The following is a 20,390-nucleotide window of genomic DNA, read 5'->3' on the forward strand; positions in this document are numbered from 1 at the left end:
GAGGCGCTGGCCTCCCGTTTTTTATCCTGATTGCGAGGTGTAAGGGAAAGAATTGGGCGGGCCGGAAAAGCGAAAACCCGGCGCAAGGCCGGGTCTTCTGAATGATGGTGGAGGGAGAAGGATTCGAACCTTCGAAGGCAGAGCCGTCAGATTTACAGTCTGATCCCTTTGGCCGCTCGGGAACCCCTCCACGGGGTATTGCAAACAGATTGTGGCACTTGAAATGGTGGAGGGAGAAGGATTCGAACCTTCGAAGGCAGAGCCGTCAGATTTACAGTCTGATCCCTTTGGCCACTCGGGAACCCCTCCACAAGTGCGAGGCGCATACTAACAGATCTTCCGCTTTTGTGAACCCCCAAGCGGGATTTTTCCATTAAAAGAATCGGATTGATGGCCGATAAGAAGTGAAATCGCCATTTTCAAGAGTTATGCCATGCTACCCCGCTCAATCCGTGATCATCTGCTCGTCGATGAGGGCCAGTTGGGGCAACGCCTCAACCTGGATCTGCAGCATGGCGATCGGGCGGATTTTCGGCTGCATCTGGCGTTGCTCACCGATTCGGTGGAGGAGCAGCCCTGGTTTGATGCCAAGCCGGCCGCCGCGCCGGATGAGCGGGACTGGCGGGCCCATTTCGGGTTGCGCCCGGCAGAAGCCTTGATGGCAGAAGAGGCGACCAGCGACAGCAGTGCCCTCAACGAGCGGTTGCAGCAGGGGGGTAGCATGGTGGATGTGCGACTGTGGCTGGCATTGCAGCCACAGCCACTGGTGGCAAAGCAACCGCTGCTGGATGAGGCGGTCTACGACAACCTGACGCCACTCGGGCGTGAGCGGCTGCGGGGAGCACTTGTGGATGAGCCTCGTCAGGAAGATCCGCTGGTGCTGTTGCCTGTGCTGGATCGCCTGCAGCAGGGAATCGATACCCGGCTCCACTGGCTCGGTTGAGCAAGGCGGGTTGCACGAAAGGCGGTTCGAGTAAGCGAATGCGGGTATGCAGCAGGCATACAAAAGGCGGGATATCCCGCCTTTGTGTTGAGTGACTGAGTTAACCTTGCCGGGAGTTATGCGTCGGCTTCATCCGGTTGTGGCATCTCCTTGCGTGTGCCATTGGCGCGACGGGCGATCGGCTTTTCGGTGTGGCGGTTGATTTGACGCTCCAGTTTTTGTCCCAGTTCATTGATGGCGGCGTAGAGATCCTCATGCTCTGCCTGGGCAAACAGCTTGCCGTTGGGGATGCCAGCAGTGGCTTCGACGATAAACATCAGACGCTCTTTGGACACAATCACATGGGGTGTGATGAGAGGCACCTGAAGACGCTCGAGCTTGTCAAAACGGGATTCGATGCGCTCGCGGATAGCCGGGGTGATGTCGATGATTTTGCTGGTAATTTCGATTTTCATATTGGCCCCCTTCGGGTCGTCTTGCTTGTGTCTTCACCTTCAGATTACTCATCGGTAGTATTGAAAATGTGATGTTGGTCACAAAATCTCCCGCCATGTATTTAGCGATTTGTAAATTGTGAGCTTTTCCGGTTTCGTGCCAAAAATAGCTTGAGCTCCTTGAAACTGGCAGGCAGTATGACGGGAATAGGATCGTTTCTGTCCCTTCTTGGCAGCACCTTGTGTCGACTTCTTGTCCGGTTTGCCCGGTTTTCCCCGCTCGATACTGCATGATGTTAGCCCCCTCTCTGTATTGTCTTTGAACTCATGAGTCGATGTGGGGAGTGGTTGTGCCCGTTCTGCCTGGACATCAAACGTGAGCGATTGTTGTGTTGGAGTTGTAGATGAAGCAGCAAGCCACTCAAATCATGTGGTTTTATGATCGGCAGCATGATCAGTGGAGCCTCTCCGATCAGGGCGCCTACCAGCAGTGGCAGGGGGAGGGGAAACACCCCTGGGCAGGTTGCCTGCAGCCGGAAGATGAAGCGGGCTTTGCCGATTTTTTGGCGCGTCTGCATCAATCCACCTTGCCGGAACAGTTCATCGGCCATCTCAAGGATGAACGGGGCCTGTTCAGTCACGTGATCTGGAGTGGGCAATACGTTCCCAGCCAGCAGTTGTGCTGCGGCTGGCTGGCGCCCCTTGACGGGATGAGCGCGGCGGCCGAATCACTCAATCTCGCCCAGCCATTGCAGACCTCATTGCTGACCCGCCTGGCCCAGGCGCTTTCTGCCTGTACCGGTACCGAGTTTTTCAACACCCTGGTCAACCAGCTGACTCACATCCTCAAGGTGGATGCCGTCTGGGTGGGTGAGCTGAGCGGGGTGGACAGGATCAAGGTGCTGGCTGCCGACGGGCTGGATATCCGGGATTACCCCCTGGCGGGCACCCCATGCCAGCAACTCTATCGGCAGGGAACCAGCTGTCAGGTGAACCTGGATGAGCTGGCCGAATGCCAGACCCCCTCCCGACCCGGACAGCGCTATTATGGCCAGCCGCTGTGCGATAGCCGGGGCCAGCTGCTGGGTCATCTGGCCCTGCTCTATTCCGCTCCCGCTGACATTGCCAACCTCGACTCCGTGCTCAACACCTTCTCGGTACGCATGGTGGCCGAGTTGGAGCGGTTGCAATCCGATGCCCAGATGCGCCTCTCCGCCGTGGCCTTTGAAACCCACGAAGGGATCATCATCACGGATCCCGGTTTCAAGGTGCTGCGGGTCAATCACGCCTTCAGCCAGATCACCGGCTTTGACAGCCAAGCCGTGCTGGGCCTGCATCTGGAAGAAGATCTCTGGCCCACCATGGGAAAACCGGGCTACGAGCTCAATACCCTGAGCCGCTGGCAGGGGGAGACCCAGCGGCGCCATGCCGATGGCCACGTCTACCCCCAGTGGGAAATCGTGACGCCGGTGCAGGATGAGAAGGGGGAGATCAGCCACTTCGTCATCTGCTTCGAGGATATCTCGGAGCGCAAGGCGGCCGAGCTGCGGATCCAGGATCTGGCCTATTACGACGAGCTGACCGGTCTGCCGAACCGGCGCCAGTTGCACGAAACCCTGGTGCAGACCTTCAACGAGGCCAGTCGCAACGGATTGATAGGGGCCCTGCTGTTTATCGATCTCGATCACTTCAAGACCATCAACGACTCCCTCGGCCACGCCACCGGTGACTGGCTGCTCAAGGAGGTGGCGACACGTCTCAAACGGCTGGTGCGCCAAGGGGACTGCCTCGCTCGCCTCGGTGGCGACGAGTTCGTGCTGCTGCTGCCTTCCCTCTCAGCCAGCCCGCCCCAGGCCGAGATGCAGGCCGACATCATCGCCGAGCGCCTCATCACCGAGATTGCCTCCCCCTACAGCCATGGCGGGCAGGTATTGCATATCGGCGCCAGCGTCGGCATCACCCTGTTTCCGGATCGGGAACAGGGGGTCGACGATCTGCTCAAACAGGCGGATACCGCCATGTATCAGGCCAAGTCTGCCGGGCGCAAGACGCGGCGTTTCTTCGATGCCTCCATGCAGCATCAGGCGGATCGGCGCCTGCTCATCCACAACGAGCTGCGCAACGCCCTGAACAAGAACGAGCTGACCCTCTACTATCAGCCGCAGCATCTGGTGGATGGCGGCGATCTCATCGGCATTGAAGCCCTGATCCGCTGGCAGCCGCCGGGCCGGGCCCTGGTCTCGCCCGCCGAGTTCATCCCCATTGCCGAGGAGACGGATCTCATCGTCGATATCGGCAACTGGGTGTTGCATGAGGCGTGTGTCCAGTACGTGTTGTGGGAGGAGAGTGGCATCCACATTCCCCAGATCTCGGTCAATGTGAGCGCCAAGCAGTTTCACGCCACCGATTTTGTCGAGCGGATCCACGATGTGCTGGCACAAACCGGCATGGATCCGGCCTGCCTCAACCTGGAGATCACCGAGTCGGTGGTGCTGGGCCATGCCGAGGACACTATCAGCAAGATGGCGGAGCTCAAGGCCCTTGGCATCAGCTTTGCCATCGACGATTTTGGCGCCGGCTACTCGTCCCTCAGCTATCTCAAGCGGCTGCCCGCCGATGAGCTCAAGATCGACCGCTCCTTCATCCAGGACATTCCTCGGGATGGGGACAACATGGCCATTGTCGAGGCGGTGATAGCCATGGCGCGCCACATGGGGTTCAACGTGACGGCGGAAGGGGTGGAGTCGCGCCAGCAGCTCGAGTTTCTCAAGGCGCAGGGGTGCAGCTTCTACCAGGGCTACCTCGCCTCCAAGCCGTTGCCAGTGCCTTATCTGGAGAAATATGTGCAGCGGCTGGCCAAACCCGAGTACCAGCGCGACGTCCACCTGGCCTGCGCGGAAAAATAGTCGTCATCCCCGCTTTCGCACCGCCCGGCTGCGGGTAGAATGGGCATTTCCGGATCCACCGCCTGCGGGCGGTGGCGTGCTTCCCAATGGAGATGTTCAGTGAAAGCTGTGTGGGGAATTCTCTTAACGACACTGTTTGCGCCAGGGATCATGGCCCAGACCCAGGATCAGAGTCTGTACCGTCAGGCCTATGATGCCGTGCGGGCCAACGATCAGGCCCGTTTTCAGCAGCTTCGCGCTCGCTTGACCCATTATCCTCTGCTGCCCTATCTCGATTACTTCCAGCTCGCCTTTCGGCCCGGGGCGGCCGATTATCAGGATGTGACCCGTTTCATCCGCCAGCATGGGGATACCCCCCAGTCCAACCGGCTGGAGCGTACCTATCTGACCTATCTGGCCCAGAGCCAGCAGTGGTCGCAGTTCCTGCGCTTCTACCCGGCCAAGCCAAAATCGACCGACCTGCTCTGCATGCACTATCAGGCGCTCTATTACACCGGCAAGACCAGGGAGGCGTTGCAGGGGGCGGGCAAGATGTGGATGAGTGGGCAATCCCGTCCTGATGCCTGTGATCCGCTATTCACCCTCTGGCAGGGGGCTGGTCTGCGCACCCAGGACAAGATCTGGCAACGGATGACGATGGCCTTCGAGGCGGAAAATCCCAACCTGATCCGCCATCTGGGGGCCTCCCTCGGTACCGGCCTGCAGGGGTATGGCAACCAGATGGTGACCCTGTTCGAGCAGCCGGCCAAGGCGATGAATCCCACCTACTTCAGCAACAACCCTTACTCCAGGAAGTTGTTGTCGCTGGGGCTGACCCGCTATGCCAACCAGCAGCCGGAGGCTGTGCTGCGCCAGCTTGACCTGTTTCGCAGCCGCTTTGGCCTGAGCCAGGCCGAGATCAAGCCGGTGGAGCGAGCTATCGCCCGCCGCCTGCTGCTGGATCGTTCGAGAAGCGAGCGCCAGTGGTTGGACAACACGGTCAGGTTGCTGGCCGATCCGGATATCACCGAATTGCGAGCCAGGCTCGCCATCTGGGAAGAGGATTGGCGCGGTCTCTCCGGCTGGGTGAAGATGATGCCGATGGCACGCCAGAAGGAGGATCGCTGGCGCTACTGGATGGCCCGCTCGCTGGAGGTACAAGGGCAGCAGAAGCTGGCCCGCGACCTCTACCTGGAGACCGCCAATCTGCGCGGTTTCTACGGGTTTATGGCCGCCCAGCGCACCGGCGCCCCCTACCGGATGAAGAACCAGACGGTGCCGCATGTACCGGACTGGCGCAGCGCGAGCCGGCGTTGGCCCTTCCTGCTTCGGGTGCAGGAGCTGCTGGCCATGAACGAGGTGGCGGCTGCCCGTTCGGAGTGGATCCACAACATGGATCGCAACCCGGTGGCCCAGCGCATCGAATTTGGCCACATCGCCCTCAATCGGGGCTGGCATGATCTGGCGATCCTCGCCAGCATCCGTGCCGAGGCCTGGGATGCCCTTGAGTTGCGCTTCCCCAAACCCTACAAGCAGACCTTCAGTCAGGTGGCCCGCGAGCGAGCGGTCAACATGAGCCTGCTCTACGCCATCTCCCGCCAGGAGAGCGCCCTCTACCCGCGGGCACAATCGCCAGTGGGGGCGAGGGGCCTGATGCAGCTGATGCCCGCGACCGCGAAAGAGACTGCCGGCAAGATTGGGGTACCCTATCGCAGTGAGCAGCAACTGTTTGATCCTGCAATGAATATCCGTTTGGGCAGCGCCTATCTCAAACGCCTGCTGGATGTCTATGACGGCAACCGGATCCTGGCGGCGGCGGCCTACAACGCAGGCCCCGGCCGGGTGAAGCGCTGGCGTGAGCAGAGTGCCGACAAGCCGATGGACGTGTGGGTCGAGAGCATCCCTTACCGGGAGACGCGCAACTATGTGCAGAACGTGTTGTCGTTCGATCTCATCTATCAGCACAAGTTTCAGCAGCCGCTGCGGTTCATGTCCGATCGCGAACTCAAGCATGGCTATTGAATGCGGGGGCCGCGGGCCCCTGCCTGTTACCCGGCGCTGGGTATCACGGCGCAAGAATTTGTTACCAAAGGAAACCTGTCAGGTGACCTGGCTCCGGGAATCGGATCCGCGAGCAGGATATACTGGGCCGTCGGTACCGACAGGTTCCCCACAATAAAGGAATGGATAGTGGCAACGATTAAAGACGTTTCTCAGCTGGCAAATGTGTCCATCTCAACCGTCTCCCGGGTGATCAACAACACGGCACAGATCGCGCCGGAAAAGCGCGAGGCCGTGCTGGCGGCGATGAAGGAACTCAATTTTCGTCCCAACAGCTTTGCCCAGGCCCTGGTCAGCAAGCGCTCCAACTGCATCGGCGTGCTGGTCGGCGATCTCTGTGGCGGCCCCTTCTTCGCCCAGATGATGCGAGGCATCGAAGCCATGGTCGATCGGGCCAACAAGTTCACCATAGTGATGTCAGGCAACCATGACATCACTCGCGAGCGTCATGCCATCCAGGCCCTGCTGCAGCGCCAGTGTGACGCCCTGATCCTGCACAGCAAGGCGCTCCCCGATGAGGAGCTGAGCGAGCTGGCCGCCGGATCCACCCCTGTGGTCTTTATCAACCGCCAAGTGCCGGGAGCCGAAGATCGCTGCGTCTGGCTCGACAACCAGGCAGGCATCACCACAGCGTGCCAGCATCTGCTGGAGGCCGGCCACCGCAAGATCGCCTTTATCACCTCGGACGATGAAGAGTTCGTCGACGGCCAGCAGCGCATGGCGGGCTACACCCAGACCCTGGCCCAGGCCGGAATTGCACTGGAACCTGCCTTGATCGGCCGTGGCTTTGCCGATGAGAACGGCGGTTATGTGGCGATGAACGAGCTGCTCTCCCGCGGGGTTGAATTTACCGCCGTGCTTGGCTTCAACGATGCCATGGTGGCGGGAGCCATCTCCTGTCTGCTGGAGCGGGGTTACAAGATCCCGCAGCAGATCTCGGTGGTGGGGTTCGACGATATTCCTTACGCCCGCTACATCTATCCCAAGCTCACCACGGTGCGTTATCCCATCGAGGAGATGGGGAGCCGTGCCGCCGAGCTGGCCCTTCGCCTGCTCGATCACAAGCCGGCCGACGGTCTGGCACTCAAGTTTGAAGCCAGGCTGGTGGAGCGCGAGTCCGTCGCCTGACGCCCGCCAAAGAGAGTAAAAATGTGGCCCCGTCGGGGCCATATTGCGCTCTGGCACTGTACCAGGAATGCCGCCGTTTTATCTCAACCTGCCAGCGCAATCCGCCGCTGGCGCCTTGCCTCCACCCCTTCGGCCAGCATATCGAGCAGTACCAGGGTCTGTTCCCAGCCGATGCAGGCGTCGGTGATCGACTGGCCGTAGCACAGTGGCTGACCACCCTTGATCTCCTGACGCCCTTCACACAGGAAACTCTCCACCATCACGGCAACGATCCCCTGGTTACCAGCTGTCAGCTGATTGGCCAGATCCTGTGCCACCCGCAGTTGACGAAGATGCTGCTTCTGGCTGTTGCCGTGGCTGCAATCGACCATCAGCCGGGGAGCAAGGTGGTGTCGTTGCAACAGTAAACAGGCTTGTTTCACGGCATCATGTTGATAGTTGGGTTGGCGGCCGCCACGCAGGATCAGGTGGCAATCCTTGTTGCCGTGGCTACGAACCAGTGTCATGCGCCCCTCACCATCCGGTTGGGTATAGAGGTGGGCAGCCCGACTGGCGAGGATCGCCTCCACGGCGACCTGGACATTGCCATCGGTACCATTCTTGAAACCGATGGGGCAGGGGAGCGCAGATGCCAGCTGGCGATGGAACTGGGATTCGGTGGTGCGCGCTCCGATGGCGCCCCAGCTGATAAGGTCCCCCAGATAGAGCATGCTGGTGAGATCGAGAAACTCGGTAGCGCAAGCGAGGCCCGCTTCTCCCAGCTCCAGCAGCAGAGCGCGTGCCTGGTGCAATCCCTCCGCCAGTCGGTCGCTACCATCGAGGCAGGGATCGAAGATAAATCCCTTCCAGCCGAGGGTGGTGCGTGGTTTTTCGAAATAGGTGCGCATCACCAGCAGCAGTTGATCGCCGTAGCGTGTCTGCAGCTCGACCAGCCGAGCGCCATAGTCGCGGGCGGCGATCGGATCGTGAATGGAGCAGGGGCCAATCACCAGCAGCAGGCGATCATCCATGCCTTGCAGGATCTGGCTGGCATGGTGGCGGTGGCAGCCGATCCGGTGGGCAAGCCGGGTGGGGCAGGGGAGCGTCGCCAGCAACTCGCCCTGAGTGGGGAGAGTGGCAAGTGGCGATGCGTTCAGTAGTGAGGGGAACATGGAAGATCCTCGAACAGAGTGAAAATCTGCATGCTCATTGCTATCCAGTGGGACTTGTCCCTTGTTGTCGTAAATTGCGGCACGGGAAGGTTCCCGTGCCGCGTGGAGGGCCGGATCAGAAACGGGCTGAGCCGCTGATGTAATAGCTGCGGCCCGGTTCCACGTTTTGGAAGAGGGCATCTTTCTCTTGCAGACGGACATCGGTCAGGTTGGTGATGCCGACTCGCAGATCAAAGTTGTTGGTTACCTTGAAGCCGGTGCCAAGATCGAACGTCTGGTAGCTGGGCAACTTATGCAGCACAGTTGCCTTGTTGACGGTCTGCTCCGCAAACTGGGTGCCTGTGTAGGTCGTTCCGACGAAGGCATTCACCCGCTCGGTGGCTTGCCAGGTGAGCCTGGCGTTGGCCTTGTGCTCCGGGCGCTCGGGCAGGGGCTGGCCTTGTTCCCCTTCCGCCTTGAGGTAGGTGTAGTTGGCATTGAGGCTGAGATCCTCGAACAGATCGAGGCGACCGGTCAGCTCCAGTCCCTTGGTCGTGGCCTTATCCAGGTTGTACCAGGTACGGTCTTTGGAGTTGGGTATCTGCTTGAAGGTCAGCATGTCTTCTATGTCGGAGTAGAAGAGGGTGGCGCTGGTTTCCCAGATGCCTTCTCCTGCGATGATCCCCAGCTCGTAGTTGGTGCTGGTCTCGGGTTTGACCTTGTCGCTGCCGTAGATGAGGCAGCTGCCACCGCAGCTCTCGATGCTGTAACCCTTGGAGTATTGATGCGGAGCCGGCGCCTTGAAGGCCTGGCTGACGCCGCCCTTGACGGTCACCAGGTCGCTCAGCTCATAGACCAGATAACCGCGTGGCGTGAAGTGGCCGCCATAGATCTCGTGGTGATCGTAACGCCCCCCCAGGGTCAAGGTCAGGCTATCGGTCAGGCCGATCTCGTCCTGGGCAAACAGCGCCTCCTGGGCGTGACTCTCCCGGCCGCCGATATCCTTGTAGCTCACCGTATCCACCAGCTCCCGGTCGAGATATTCGCCGCCGAAGGTCAGATAGTGATTGGCCAGCATCAGATTGGTGTAACCCTTGAGAGTCAGGGTGTTCTCCTCCAGCTCGCGCTGCTGGGGGGCTGAGTAGCTGGTGTTGAAGTCGTCGATCCGGGAGCTTTCGTAATTGGCCATGACGGTAGTGTCACCCCAGCTCCAGTTCCCCTTGTGAGTCAGGCCAAACAGATTGCGGTCGTTCTGCTGCTGGCGACTGTGCACCTTGTTGCCTGTTTTGCGGAAGATGTCGAGGGGCCGTTCGTCCTGGTTGTAGAGATAGTCGAGTTCGAAGCGTTGTTGCTCATCCACCAGCCAGCTCAGAGTGGACGCGAAGTTGCGCGTCTGTTTGGCTTCGATGAGGGGAATGCCGTCGGTTGCCTCTGTGGGTGTCCAGGCCTGGCGATCATAGACTTCGCCGTTCATCCGGATCAGCAGGTTGTCGGTGAGCGGGCCGGTAAAGCCCAGGTTGGTTCTGTGCTGCTCGCCGCCATCCTTGCCTTCTATGGCCTTGAAGTCGGCATCCGCCGCCCCCTGCCACTGCGTGCCTGGCTGCTTGGTGATGATGTTGATGACACCGCCGATGGCGTCGGAACCGTAGAGCGCTGACATGGGGCCGCGGATCACCTCGACCCGCTCGATCATGCCAAGGGGAACCGGAGTGTTGTCGAAGTTGCCGCCGCGCCACAGGGCATTGGAGGAGGAGAGGCGTTTGCCATCCACCAGTACGAGCGTGTACTTGCCCGACATGCCGCGAATGCCGATATCGCTGCGGCCATTGGTATCGGTTTCGGCCTGGATACCCACCTCGTGACGCAGCAGATCCGAGAGATCGTTGACCGGTGCCGCCTTAATCTGTTCGGCGGTGATGACAGAGATGGAAGCCGGTGCCGAGCGGGTGTTGTGTGCCGTGGTGGTGACGGTGATCACCTCGTCGGCTTGGGGCGTGCTATTGGCGGCTGTGGCTTGCTGGGTCAGCAAGGCCACTATGGTGGTGGCCAGTAGCGTGGGAGTGACAAAACGGGAGGCTGAGGATTTCATTATTTATATTTTCCATAACATTCAAATGATAAGCATTATCATTATCAAATTGCTTTTGCCTCGTTCGCAACTCTTTTTTTAGCTTTCTTTCAAAGATTCATACGCTCCCCTTTTTGACAGAAAAGAAGTTAATGATACTGATTATCATTTGTATTGATCCCGATTTTGCTCCTTGCTAGGATGCCGCTCACCTTGTTGCCAAGCGAGTCGAATGACGGGCTTGTCAGCATCAGGCAGAGATTCATTCCAAGGAGTAGCGCCCTCATGTGTGACTATGTACAGGAAGAAGAGTGGCCCGCCACTGCGGCTGATCTGGACAGAGCCTGCTGTTTTGCCAGTGGTGAGCGGGTACTGCTCACCTCGGGCATTCACGACAGCTTCACTGGCATCGCACCGAGTCAGTTGCTGAGCCATTTGCGTCAGCTGCGCCGACAGGGCATGACTAATCCCGTCGCAATTGGCGCCATCCCCTTTGACACCCGAGCCCCCTGGCATCTGGTGATCCCGGAACAGTGGCAATGGATTGCGCGGGAGCGCCTGCTGCCCGCCTGCCACTGCCAGCTGCACGGCAAGGTGTGTGAGGTGACCGATGTGGCTCACTATCAGGGGGCAGTGCGAGAGGCCCTGCAGCAATTCAGCGAAGGCCAGCTTGAGAAGATAGTGCTTTCGCGAGCCATTGATGTGCAGAGCGCGCAGCGTACCGCCCCTTCGCAAGCCTATGGCAGCCTGCTGGCCCAGAATCCCGGGGCCTATGTGTTTCAGGTTCCGCTTCCCGAGGGGGAGACACTGCTGGGCGCGAGTCCAGAGTTGCTGATCTCGCGCAATGACATGACTGTGGTGAGCAACCCGTTGGCAGGCTCTCGTCCCCGCCACGCCTTTTGCGAACAACAGGCAGCCTGCGCCGATCTGCTGCAGGCACGCAAGGATCGCTATGAGCATGCGCTGGTGGCCGATGCGGTCGCAGCCGCGCTCTCTCCCTTCTGTCGCGAGCTCGAGGTGCCGGTTGAGCCGCAGGTGATCGCCACGTCCACCATGTGGCACCTCTCGACCCGGATCGAGGGACGGTTGCGCGAGCCATCTACCGCGCTGGAGTTGGCACTGGCGCTCCATCCCACTCCGGCAGTATGTGGTACTCCCCAGGAGGAAGCCCGCCAGGCCATCGCCCGGCTGGAAGGATATGATCGTCACTTCTACAGTGGCGCAGTGGGGTGGATGGATGCCGATGGCAATGGCGAGTGGGTGGTCACTATTCGCTGCGGCATGCTGGCCGGGAAGACGTTGCGTCTCTATGCCGGCGCCGGGGTGGTGGTGGGTTCCTCGCCCGAGGCGGAGTGGCAGGAGACGGCCGCCAAACTCGGCACCATGCTGCGTGCCTTTGGTCTTGAGAGCCGTGAGCCGGAGGTGGCTGCATGAAGCCGCTGGTCCCCTTTACCCCCTGGCCCGCAGAACACGCAGCCCACTATCGGGCGCAGGGGTGGTGGCGCGGTCAGCCGCTGACCGCCCTACTGGATGAGTCTGCAGAACGTTATCCCGCTCGCACAGCCCTCATCTGCGGCGAGCGTATCCTGAGTTATGGCCAGCTGCGTCGTGAGGTCGATACATTGGCGGCGCGGCTGGCCACACGCGGGCTCGGCCACGGCGATACCGCGCTGGTGCAGTTGCCCAACTGTGCCGAGTTCTACATCTGCTGGTTTGCCTTGATCCGCTGTGGCGTGGTGGCGGTACATGCCCTCTTTAGCCATCAGCGGCGCGAGCTGGTCGCCTTTGCTCGCCAGATTGATCCCTCGCTGCTGGTATTGAGCCCTGCTCATCCGGGTTTGGCGGGAGAAGCGGGCAGCCTGGCGGTCCTCGAGGCGCTGGTGCAGCCATCCTGCCAGATGCTGCTCTTCGAGCCTGTAGATGGGGAGGCGTCAGCACAAGGGTTTGCATGGCGTGAGCCGGAACCCGTTTCTGTTGCAGATCATCCGGCACCTGTTGCAGTGGCGCACCCTGTGCCGACCCCGGTCGATCAGGTTGCCTTTTTTCAGCTCTCCGGTGGCAGCACAGGCACTCCCAAGCTGATCCCCCGTACTCACGACGACTACGGCTACAGCGTGCGCCAGAGCGTGGCGGTCTGCGGCTGGGACGAGCGGGTCATTTATCTCTGTGCCCTGCCTGCCCCTCATAACTTTTCCCTGAGCTCTCCCGGAGCGCTCGGCGTTTTTCATGCCGGCGGCTGTGTGGTGATGGCGCCGGAGCCTTCACCGGCAACCTGTCTGCCACTGGTACAGCGTCACAAGGTCAACTGGGCCGCACTGGTACCCCCCGCCCTTGCGCTCTGGCTGGAGGCGGCAGGCCATTATCCGCAAACGTCCCTTGAGTGGGTACAGGTGGGGGGCGCGCGCCTGAGTCCTGCGCATGCCGAATCGGTAGAAAACCGTCTGGGTTGTCGCTTGCAGCAGGTATTCGGCATGGCGGAGGGGCTGGTCAACTACACCCGCGCCGAGGATGGCCACTGGCATCTCGTCAACACCCAGGGACGTCCGATGAGCCCGGGAGACGAGGTGGAGGTGCGTGACAGCAACGGGCGCGCCTTGCCCGATGGCGAGTGCGGTGAGCTGTGGACGCGCGGACCCTACACCTTCCGTGGTTACTACAAGGCCGAGGCCCACAATCTGCGGGCCTTCGATCGGGATGGCTTCTACTGCACCGGCGATCTGGTCTGCCGCTTGCCCGGCGGCTATTTGATGGTGGTCGGCCGCAACAAGGATCAGATCAACCGGGGTGGGGAGAAGATCGACGCCCTTGAGATAGAGGAGCTACTGCTCACTCATCCTGACGTACGTCAGTCGGCGCTGGTGGCCATGCCCGATCCGCTGCTGGGGGAGCGCAGTTGTGCCTTTCTGATGAGCCGTGAGTCCCTCGATTTGCCCCGTTTGCGTCGTTTCCTGCGAGAGCAAGGGGTGGCGGACTACAAGTTGCCAGATCGCCTGGTGCTGGTGGATGAACTGCCCCGGACCCCGGTCGGCAAGATAGACAAACAGACGCTGCGCGAGCAGCTTGCCAAGGAGTGTGCATGACCATTCAAGCCCTTGATGCCTACCCGCTGCCCACCGCAGAAGAGCTGCCCGCCGCACGGGTCAACTGGCCCTTTGAACCGGGCCGCGCCGTGCTGCTGATCCACGACATGCAGCGTTACTTTGTCGACTTCTACGGGCCGGACAACCCGCTTATCAACCAGGTCGTCGACAATATCGTGCTCCTGAGCCGCCAGGCCCGGGCCCTCGGCATGCCGGTGGTCTATACCGCCCAGCCCGCCGAGCAGAGTCCGGCTGATCGCGCCCTGCTAAACGACATGTGGGGGCCGGGTTTGACTCGCTCGCCGGAACGCCAGCCCATTGTCGCGGCGCTGACGCCACAGCCGCAGGATACTGTGCTGACCAAGTGGCGCTACAGTGCTTTTTGCCGTTCCCCCCTTGCTGATCTGATGGCTGGATGGGGGCGGGATCAGCTGGTGATCTGCGGTATCTACGGCCACATCGGGGTGATGCAGACGGCGGTCGATGCTTTTATGCGCGACATACGCCCCTTCCTTGTGGCCGACGCCATCGCCGACTTCTCTCGCGAGGATCATCTGCTGGCTCTCTCTTATGTCAGCCGCAATGCCGGTCGGGTGATCACGGTGGCAGAGGTGCTGGCGGCAGCAAACCCCGTTCCGCTTAGCCGTGCGCTGTTGCAGGCGCAGGTGTTGGCCCGTTTGCCAGCAGAGATGCAGCAGACGCTGCCGGCAGAGGATGAGAACCTGCTCGACTACGGCCTCGATTCTTTGGCGGTGATGGGGTTGGTGGAGGAGTGGCGCCAGCGTGGCCTGGAGGTTGAACTCGCCGAACTTGCCCGTCAACCGACGCTGGCCCACTGGTGGTCGCTGCTCTCCCGTCACGCCGAACAGCCGGAGTGCACCCCATGAACGAATGGCAAGGCAAAATCGTCTGGGTGACCGGCGCGGCGCAGGGAATAGGCCATGCCGTGGCGCGCACCTTTGCCGAGGCGGGGGCGAGCGTGGTGGTGCTCGATCTTCAGTTGGTCGAGGCGCTGCCCGGCAATGTGAAGGGGGTGGTGATCGATGTGAGCGACAGCGAGGCCATCGTCCGCTGCTGCGAGCAGTTGCTCGAAGAGGGGCTGGGGCCCGATGTGCTGGTCAATGTCGCCGGCGTGCTGGCCACCGGCAGACTGGACGAGGTGGGTGACGTCCTGCTGGCGCGCACCTTTGCCGTCAACACCTTCGCCCCCTTCTACCTGATGCGGGCTCTGGCCCCCTGGTTTCGCGCGCGGCGAGGCGGTGCCATCGTCAATGTCTCCTCCAATGCAGCCAAGGTGCCGCGAGCGGGGATGGGAGTCTATGGTGCTTCCAAGGCTGCACTGACCAGCCTCACTCTGACGGCGGGGCTTGAGCTCGCCCCCTACGGGGTGCGTTGCAATCTGGTGTCGCCGGGGTCGACCCAGACGCCGATGTTGTGGGGCATGTGGCAGGACGGGGAGGGGGAGCGGAGAACCATCGCCGGGCTCCCCGAACAGTTCAAGCTGGGGATCCCCCTTGGCAAGCTGGCCACACCGGCCGACGTGGCGGCCTGCGTTCTCTTTCTCGCCTCCGATGCTGCCAGCCATGTCACCCTGCAGGATCTGGTGGTCGATGGCGGTGCCACTCTGGGCGTCTAGCCCCGCATCTCCAGATGTCGCTGGCATCGCCCTTTTCTTATATTGAGGAGGCTCTGCTTCCTCGCTTTTCAAGCGTTCGGGGAGGCGAAAACGCTACCCGGTCGATGTTGCGCAAGGATATTCCCATGGAACAGACAATGGCGATGCGTGCCCCGTACCAGGGCGGGGACAAGCCGCGCTGGCCACTCACCACGGCGCAGGCGGGCATCTGGTTTGCCCAGCAAAAGTACCCGGAGAGTCCGGCTTGCAACACGGGAGAGTACTGGCTGCTGGAGGGGACGCTCGCCCCTTACCACTTCATCCGGGCGGTGCGTCAGACGCTCGATGAGATCCCCGGTCTGCACTGCGCCTTTGTGGCAACGGGGGAGGGCCCCTTCATGGAGGCCAACCCCGCCTGCTGGCAGATGGCAGAGCGGGATCTGCGCCGTGAGGCCGATCCGCTCGCAGCTGCGCAGGTAGAGATGGAAACCCTGTTGGCGACCCCCTTCAATCTGGCCGAGGGCCCGCTCTTTGCCACTACCCTCTACCGCCTTGCCGACCGGCAGTGGGCCTGGTTTATCGCGGTGCACCATATCGCTATCGACGGTTTTGGCCTGCGCCTGATCTGCCAACGCGTGGCGCTCTGGTACGAAGAGCTCTGCCGCGGGGGTCTGCCAGCCCCATGCCGTTATGCCACCCAGACCGAGCTGCTGGCCGAAGAGGCTGATTATCAGGCATCCCCCCGTGCCGCGCGGGATCTCGACTTCTTCGTGCAGCAGTTGGCTGGCGTGGAGAGCCCGGCGTCTCTCTCCCGTCGTCCGGCGCAGGGACCGGGAGACATTCATCGCCTCGAGCAGCGTTTGGCTGGCCGACTGTGGCAGACGCTGGTGGCGCGAGCTGGCTGCTCTTCCTGCCATCCATACAGCCTCTTGCTGGCGGCGGTAGCCAGCTATGTACACCGGATGAGCGGCGCTGGCGAGGTAGTGTTGGGGATCCCCTTGATGGGGCGGCTGGGCTCACAGGCTGCCGATACCCCCTGCATGAAGGTCAATGTGCTGCCCCTTCACATCGAGGTGACAGGGGCAAGCCGGGTTGGCGAGCTGCTGGCGCAGGTAGAGCGGCAATTTGCCGCCCTGCGTCGCCATCAGGGTTGTCGTCAGGAGCATTTGCAGCAGCGTCAGCCCGGGCTGCCGCTCTTTGGCCCTCAGGTCAACCTGATGCCCTTTACCCGCACCCTGACTTTTGGCGAGGTACGCGGGGAGGTACGGGTACTGGCGGCGGGGCCGGTGGAAGAGTGCGCCTTTTACTTTGCCGAGGAAGCAGGCGACGTCACCCTGACCCTTGAGACCCATCAGGGGCGCTTTAGCCGTCAGGAGAGTGAGCGCCATCTGGCCCGTCTGGTGGCCTATCTGGCGGCCTGGAGTGATGCCGGTGATGACATTGAGGTCGTGCGTCTGCCGCTGCTGATGGCCTGTGAGCAGGCTGAATTGGCACGCTGGAACGAGACCAGCCATCCGTTACCATCCACCACGCTGAGCACCCTGCTAGGCGAGGGGTTGGCCGCGGCCAACCCCGCCGCCATCGCCCTTGAATGTAGTGAGGAGCGCTGGTCAGTGGCCGAGCTGCGCCAGCGCACTCGCCAGCTGGCCAGCTATCTGGTGGAGAGGGGGATAGGTCCCGGTTGCCGGGTGGCGGTGGTGATCTCCCGCTCGCCCGAGCTCATCTTGGCCCAGCAGGCCATCATGGCGGTGGGGGCCGTCTATGTGCCGGTTGACCCAGACTATCCGGCAGAGCGGATCGGCTACATTCTGGCCAGCAGCGAACCTGCGCTGTTATTGACTTGCCGAGCCCTGGCCATGTCGGTGGAGCCCGATATACCTGCCGTCTGCCTTGATGCACCGGAGGTGGCGAAGACGCTGGCGGCGGTGGCTCCTTGCACCTTGCCGGCCCCCAAACCGGAAGATGCCGCCTACATCATCTACACCTCGGGTTCGACCGGCCGCCCCAAGGGGGTGGTGGTGAGCCATGCTGCCATCGTCAACCGACTGCTCTGGATGCAACATATGTATCCCATCGGTCCAGCGGATCGAGTGCTGCAAAAGACGCCTGCCGGTTTTGATGTCTCCATCTGGGAGTTCTTCTGGCCTGTTATGACGGGGGCGCGGTTGGTGCTCGCCAAACCGGGCGGCCACAAGGATCCCGCCTATCTTGCCGCGCTTATCGAACAGTCGGGGATCACCACCTTGCACTTCGTTCCCTCCATGTTGCAGATCTTCGTCGGTCAGGCCGAGCTCAAGCGTTGCCGCACCTTGCGCCAGGTCTTCTGCTCCGGCGAGGCGTTGCCGGCCGATCTGGTGCAGCGCTGGTATGGCGCTTTTGCCGCGCCCCTGCACAACCTCTATGGCCCGACCGAGGCGGCGGTGGATGTCACCTGGTACCCTTGCCGTGCGGATGAGGAGGTGACCAGCGTGCCCATCGGCTATCCGGTCTGGAATACCTGTATCCATATTCTCGATCCCTGGCTGCAGCCAGTGCCACCCGGTGTAGCGGGAGAGCTCTGGATAGGGGGCGTACAGGTGGCAGAAGGCTATTTCGGACAGTCCGAGCTTACCGCCGAGCGTTTCATTGCCAACCCCTTCGGGGCGGGGCGTCTCTATCGAAGCGGCGATCTGGCCGCCTGGCGGGAGGATGGCGCCATCGAGTATCTGGGGCGCCTCGATTTTCAGGTGAAGATCCGCGGTCAGCGCATCGAGCTGGAGGAGATTGAGCTGGTGTTGCTGCAACATCCCAGCGTGGCACAGGCAGTGGTACTGGCCCCCGAGTTTGCCCAAGGTGATCGCCGGCTGGTGGCCTATGTGGTGGCCGCCGATGAGGGGGAGTTGACGCTGGCAGAGCTGACGCCAGCGCTCAGTGCCGCGCTACCCGACTACATGGTGCCGGGGCTGCTGGTGACGCTGGCCGATCTGCCGCTCACTCCCAACGGCAAGCTGGATCGCAAGGCATTGCCGCTGCCAGATCTTGCTACCGCAGTTGGCCAGCAGTTGCCGCGAACCCTGCTGGAGGAGCGGCTCTGCCGTCTCTTTGCCGAGGTGCTGGGGCTGGTGCGGGTCGGCGCCGGGGATAACTTCTTTGCACTCGGCGGCCACTCTCTGCTGGCGGCGCAACTGGTGGTGCGCATTGAAGAGGCGCTCGGCCAGACGCTTTCCCTGGCCAGCCTGTTCGAAACATCTAGCCCCGCTCAGTTGGCACGGCATCTTGGCGGCGAGCGAGAAGGGATGCCAATGCTGTTGCCACTCAGGGGGCGCAGGGAGGAGGCGGGGCTATCCGGTCCAACCCTTTTCTGTGTCCATCCCGCCGGTGGCCTTGGCTGGTGTTATGCCTCGCTGGTGGCCCATCTGCCTACCAGCATGGCGGTCTATGCCCTGCAGGCCCGGGCCCTCTGCCAGCCGGATGCCCCTTTGCCCGCCACATTCGATGAGCTGGCGCTTGACTATGTGACCGAGCTGCGCCGCCATCAGAGCGAGGGGCCTTACTGGCTGCTTGGCTGGTCGATAGGTGGCATGCTGGTTCACAGGATGGCGGCCATGCTGCAAGAGCAGGGGCAGGAGGTGGCCATGGTGTTGCTGCTCGATGCCTATCCCTGTCACCAGTGGCACACCCAGCCGCTGCCCGACGAGCAGCACATGCTCGATGCTCTGTTGCGGATGGGAGGCATTGCCGTGTCGGACGCGGCGCTGGGTTCCCTCACTCGTGAAGAGGTGGTTGCCCGGTTGGGGGAGGAAGGAAGTGCGCTGGCCATGCTCGATGAGCAAGTGGTGAGCGCCATGATCGGGCTGATTGACCACAATAACCGGCTGATCCGCCAACCTGTCGACTACAGCTATCACGGAGAGGTGATCTTTATCGAGGCGTTGGGCTCCCGTCAGCCCTGGCTGGATGGCCGTGGCTGGGAGACCCTGACGCGAGGGACGATCCACTATCAGCACTTCCCGTGTCTGCATCAGGAGATGGTGCATCCTGACTGGCTGGCGAAGATAGGTGAGCTTGTCTGCAAGCGCCTTCAGGCAGCAGAGCGGGAGGTGCAGTCGTGACCCCGGTCGCTGCCATCAGGGAAGCGCTGCTGGTAGGCAAGCTGGTGGGGCTTGGGGAGCCGCACTGGCACCCCGCATTTATCAGGCGCCAGCACGCCTGGCTTTGCGATCCGATGCTCTGGGGGGTGATGACGGATCTGGTGCTTGAGTGCGGCAACCGCCGCCATCAGGGTTTGCTCGACACCTGGCTGGCGGGAGCAGATTGCTGGCAGGGAGAGCCGCTCACGCTGGAGAGCCTCTATCCGGTCTGGCTGGACTCCAGCGCTTTCACCGCCTGGATGCCCCCCGAGTTTCCAGCCCTCTTCGCTGCCTTGCGCCAGAGCAATCTGGCGCGTCCTGCGCAACTGCGGTTGCGGGTTCATCTGTGCGAGCCGCCATTCGAATGGCAGGAGCTGACTCCCGAGGCGTGGCGATATCACAACAGGGGGCGGGATCAGGCGATGGCCAACTGTATCGCCGGGTTGCCCGAGCGCGGTGTGGTGGTGCTGGCGGGAGCGCGCCATCTGCTCAAGGCGGCGGGTGATCCCCATTTCTCACAGCCAAGCCTTGGTCAGTTGCTGGAGATGGTCAATCCGGGGCGATTGCACGTGCTTTATCCCTGGCTGACTCCAGCTCCGATGGGGGAGGGCGTCAGCGGGGTGGACGGGCTTACTACGGCCGAGATCTTTCCTCACTGGCCGGTCCAGCTCCCCCTCGACTCACTTATCGATCAACGGGTCTGGGTCGCAGGCGCCGAACGGCAGATACAGACTTGTCCGATCCTGCAGACAGAACCCTGGCGAAGCAGGTTGCGTGCCCGGGTTCCCTTGTTGCCTCCGAGAATGGCCAGCCAGCTGATACGCTGGCTGGATTGATACCAGGGAGTTCGACTCCCTTTTGGGTGTATTGGCGTTCTGTATCTGCCCCTGAAAACCTGCACCATTTACGGCATCACGCCACCTCTCTCGACGAAAAT

The 20,390-nt window shown here is 61.7% G+C and carries 13 protein-coding genes and 2 tRNA genes; 10 read left to right on the plus strand and 5 right to left on the minus strand.

The genetic code is table 11. The annotated features are described in order from the left end of the window. Window positions 1-105 precede the first annotated feature (105 nt). Window positions 106-190: transfer RNA gene (locus LA321_RS13280), tRNA-Tyr, on the minus strand. Between the two features lie 34 nt (window positions 191-224). Further along, window positions 225-309, minus strand: a tRNA-Tyr gene (locus LA321_RS13285). Between the two features lie 124 nt (window positions 310-433). Between LA321_RS13285 and LA321_RS13290 the strand changes: the two genes are divergently transcribed. Further along, a complete protein-coding gene (locus tag LA321_RS13290; protein ID WP_042072007.1) occupies window positions 434-943 on the plus strand; it encodes a VC2046/SO_2500 family protein in 510 nt (169 codons plus the stop codon). Window positions 944-1,059: 116 nt separating this feature from the next. Here LA321_RS13290 and hpf read toward each other — a convergent pair whose 3' ends face one another. Next, window positions 1,060-1,398 (minus strand): ribosome hibernation-promoting factor, HPF/YfiA family, encoded by a 339-nt coding sequence (gene hpf, locus LA321_RS13295; protein ID WP_026456769.1) that lies wholly within the window; start codon window positions 1,396-1,398, stop codon window positions 1,060-1,062. 383 nt (window positions 1,399-1,781) lie between these two features. Between hpf and LA321_RS13300 the strand changes: the two genes are divergently transcribed. From LA321_RS13300 to LA321_RS13310, 3 genes are all read left to right on the plus strand, one after another. Further along, window positions 1,782-4,283, plus strand: coding sequence for a putative bifunctional diguanylate cyclase/phosphodiesterase (locus LA321_RS13300; RefSeq protein ID WP_042072006.1), 2,502 nt, complete (start codon window positions 1,782-1,784; stop codon window positions 4,281-4,283). 99 nt (window positions 4,284-4,382) lie between these two features. Further along, window positions 4,383-6,284, plus strand: a complete 1,902-nt coding sequence (locus tag LA321_RS13305; RefSeq protein WP_042072005.1) for a transglycosylase SLT domain-containing protein — start codon at window positions 4,383-4,385, stop codon at window positions 6,282-6,284. A gap of 168 nt (window positions 6,285-6,452) precedes the next feature. Beyond that, window positions 6,453-7,451, plus strand: a complete 999-nt coding sequence (locus tag LA321_RS13310) for a LacI family DNA-binding transcriptional regulator (protein ID WP_042072003.1) — start codon at window positions 6,453-6,455, stop codon at window positions 7,449-7,451. 83 nt (window positions 7,452-7,534) lie between these two features. Here the strand turns inward: LA321_RS13310 and LA321_RS13315 are convergent, their stop codons facing one another. Together LA321_RS13315 and LA321_RS13320 are read right to left on the minus strand one after the other, a co-directional pair. Beyond that, window positions 7,535-8,602, minus strand: coding sequence for a 3-deoxy-7-phosphoheptulonate synthase (locus LA321_RS13315; RefSeq protein WP_042072002.1), 1,068 nt, complete (start codon window positions 8,600-8,602; stop codon window positions 7,535-7,537). Between the two features lie 115 nt (window positions 8,603-8,717). Further along, entirely contained in the window at window positions 8,718-10,670 is a 1,953-nt protein-coding gene (locus LA321_RS13320) for a TonB-dependent receptor domain-containing protein (RefSeq protein ID WP_042072001.1), read from the minus strand. A 264-nt stretch (window positions 10,671-10,934) separates the two neighbouring features. Here LA321_RS13320 and LA321_RS13325 point away from each other — a divergent pair, with 264 nt between their 5' ends. The 6 genes from LA321_RS13325 (at window position 10,935) to LA321_RS13350 (ending at window position 20,289) form a co-directional block, all read left to right on the plus strand. Then, complete coding sequence (locus LA321_RS13325) at window positions 10,935-12,083, plus strand: isochorismate synthase (RefSeq protein ID WP_042072000.1); 1,149 nt, start codon at window positions 10,935-10,937, stop codon at window positions 12,081-12,083. Beyond that, the gene (locus tag LA321_RS13330) at window positions 12,080-13,729 is read left to right on the plus strand and encodes a (2,3-dihydroxybenzoyl)adenylate synthase (RefSeq protein WP_042071999.1); all 1,650 of its coding nucleotides are present in this window, start codon (window positions 12,080-12,082) and stop codon (window positions 13,727-13,729) included. The genes LA321_RS13325 and LA321_RS13330 overlap by 4 nt, the downstream gene beginning before the upstream one ends. Next, window positions 13,726-14,616 carry an isochorismatase family protein gene (locus LA321_RS13335; protein ID WP_042071998.1) on the plus strand — a complete coding sequence of 297 codons (891 nt, stop codon included), beginning with the start codon at window positions 13,726-13,728 and terminating at the stop codon, window positions 14,614-14,616. The genes LA321_RS13330 and LA321_RS13335 overlap by 4 nt, the downstream gene beginning before the upstream one ends. After that, the gene (gene dhbA / locus LA321_RS13340; protein WP_042025413.1) at window positions 14,613-15,365 is read left to right on the plus strand and encodes a 2,3-dihydro-2,3-dihydroxybenzoate dehydrogenase; all 753 of its coding nucleotides are present in this window, start codon (window positions 14,613-14,615) and stop codon (window positions 15,363-15,365) included. The genes LA321_RS13335 and dhbA overlap by 4 nt, the downstream gene beginning before the upstream one ends. Window positions 15,366-15,490: 125 nt before the next feature. Further along, window positions 15,491-19,435 carry a non-ribosomal peptide synthetase gene (locus LA321_RS13345; protein WP_042071997.1) on the plus strand — a complete coding sequence of 1,315 codons (3,945 nt, stop codon included), beginning with the start codon at window positions 15,491-15,493 and terminating at the stop codon, window positions 19,433-19,435. Then, window positions 19,432-20,289: a hypothetical protein gene (locus LA321_RS13350; RefSeq protein ID WP_042071996.1), complete on the plus strand. Its 858-nt coding sequence runs from the start codon at window positions 19,432-19,434 to the stop codon at window positions 20,287-20,289. The genes LA321_RS13345 and LA321_RS13350 overlap by 4 nt, the downstream gene beginning before the upstream one ends. Window positions 20,290-20,390 lie beyond the last annotated feature (101 nt).

The sequence above is a fragment of the Aeromonas enteropelogenes genome, from assembly GCF_020097295.1.
Classification (GTDB): Bacteria; Pseudomonadota; Gammaproteobacteria; order Enterobacterales; family Aeromonadaceae; genus Aeromonas; species Aeromonas enteropelogenes.

Bases quoted from the DNA above. Each gene is read 5' to 3' on its own strand.
- LA321_RS13290 (WP_042072007.1), top strand. From the start codon at position 434: ATGCTACCCCGCTCAATCCGTGATCATCTGCTCGTCGATGAGGGCCAG.
- hpf (WP_026456769.1), bottom strand. From the start codon at position 1,398: ATGAAAATCGAAATTACCAGCAAAATCATCGACATCACCCCGGCTATC.
- LA321_RS13300 (WP_042072006.1), top strand. From the start codon at position 1,782: ATGAAGCAGCAAGCCACTCAAATCATGTGGTTTTATGATCGGCAGCAT.
- LA321_RS13315 (WP_042072002.1), bottom strand. From the start codon at position 8,602: ATGTTCCCCTCACTACTGAACGCATCGCCACTTGCCACTCTCCCCACT.
- LA321_RS13320 (WP_042072001.1), bottom strand. From the start codon at position 10,670: ATGAAATCCTCAGCCTCCCGTTTTGTCACTCCCACGCTACTGGCCACC.
- LA321_RS13325 (WP_042072000.1), top strand. From the start codon at position 10,935: ATGTGTGACTATGTACAGGAAGAAGAGTGGCCCGCCACTGCGGCTGAT.
- LA321_RS13330 (WP_042071999.1), top strand. From the start codon at position 12,080: ATGAAGCCGCTGGTCCCCTTTACCCCCTGGCCCGCAGAACACGCAGCC.
- LA321_RS13335 (WP_042071998.1), top strand. From the start codon at position 13,726: ATGACCATTCAAGCCCTTGATGCCTACCCGCTGCCCACCGCAGAAGAG.
- dhbA (WP_042025413.1), top strand. From the start codon at position 14,613: ATGAACGAATGGCAAGGCAAAATCGTCTGGGTGACCGGCGCGGCGCAG.
- LA321_RS13345 (WP_042071997.1), top strand. From the start codon at position 15,491: ATGGAACAGACAATGGCGATGCGTGCCCCGTACCAGGGCGGGGACAAG.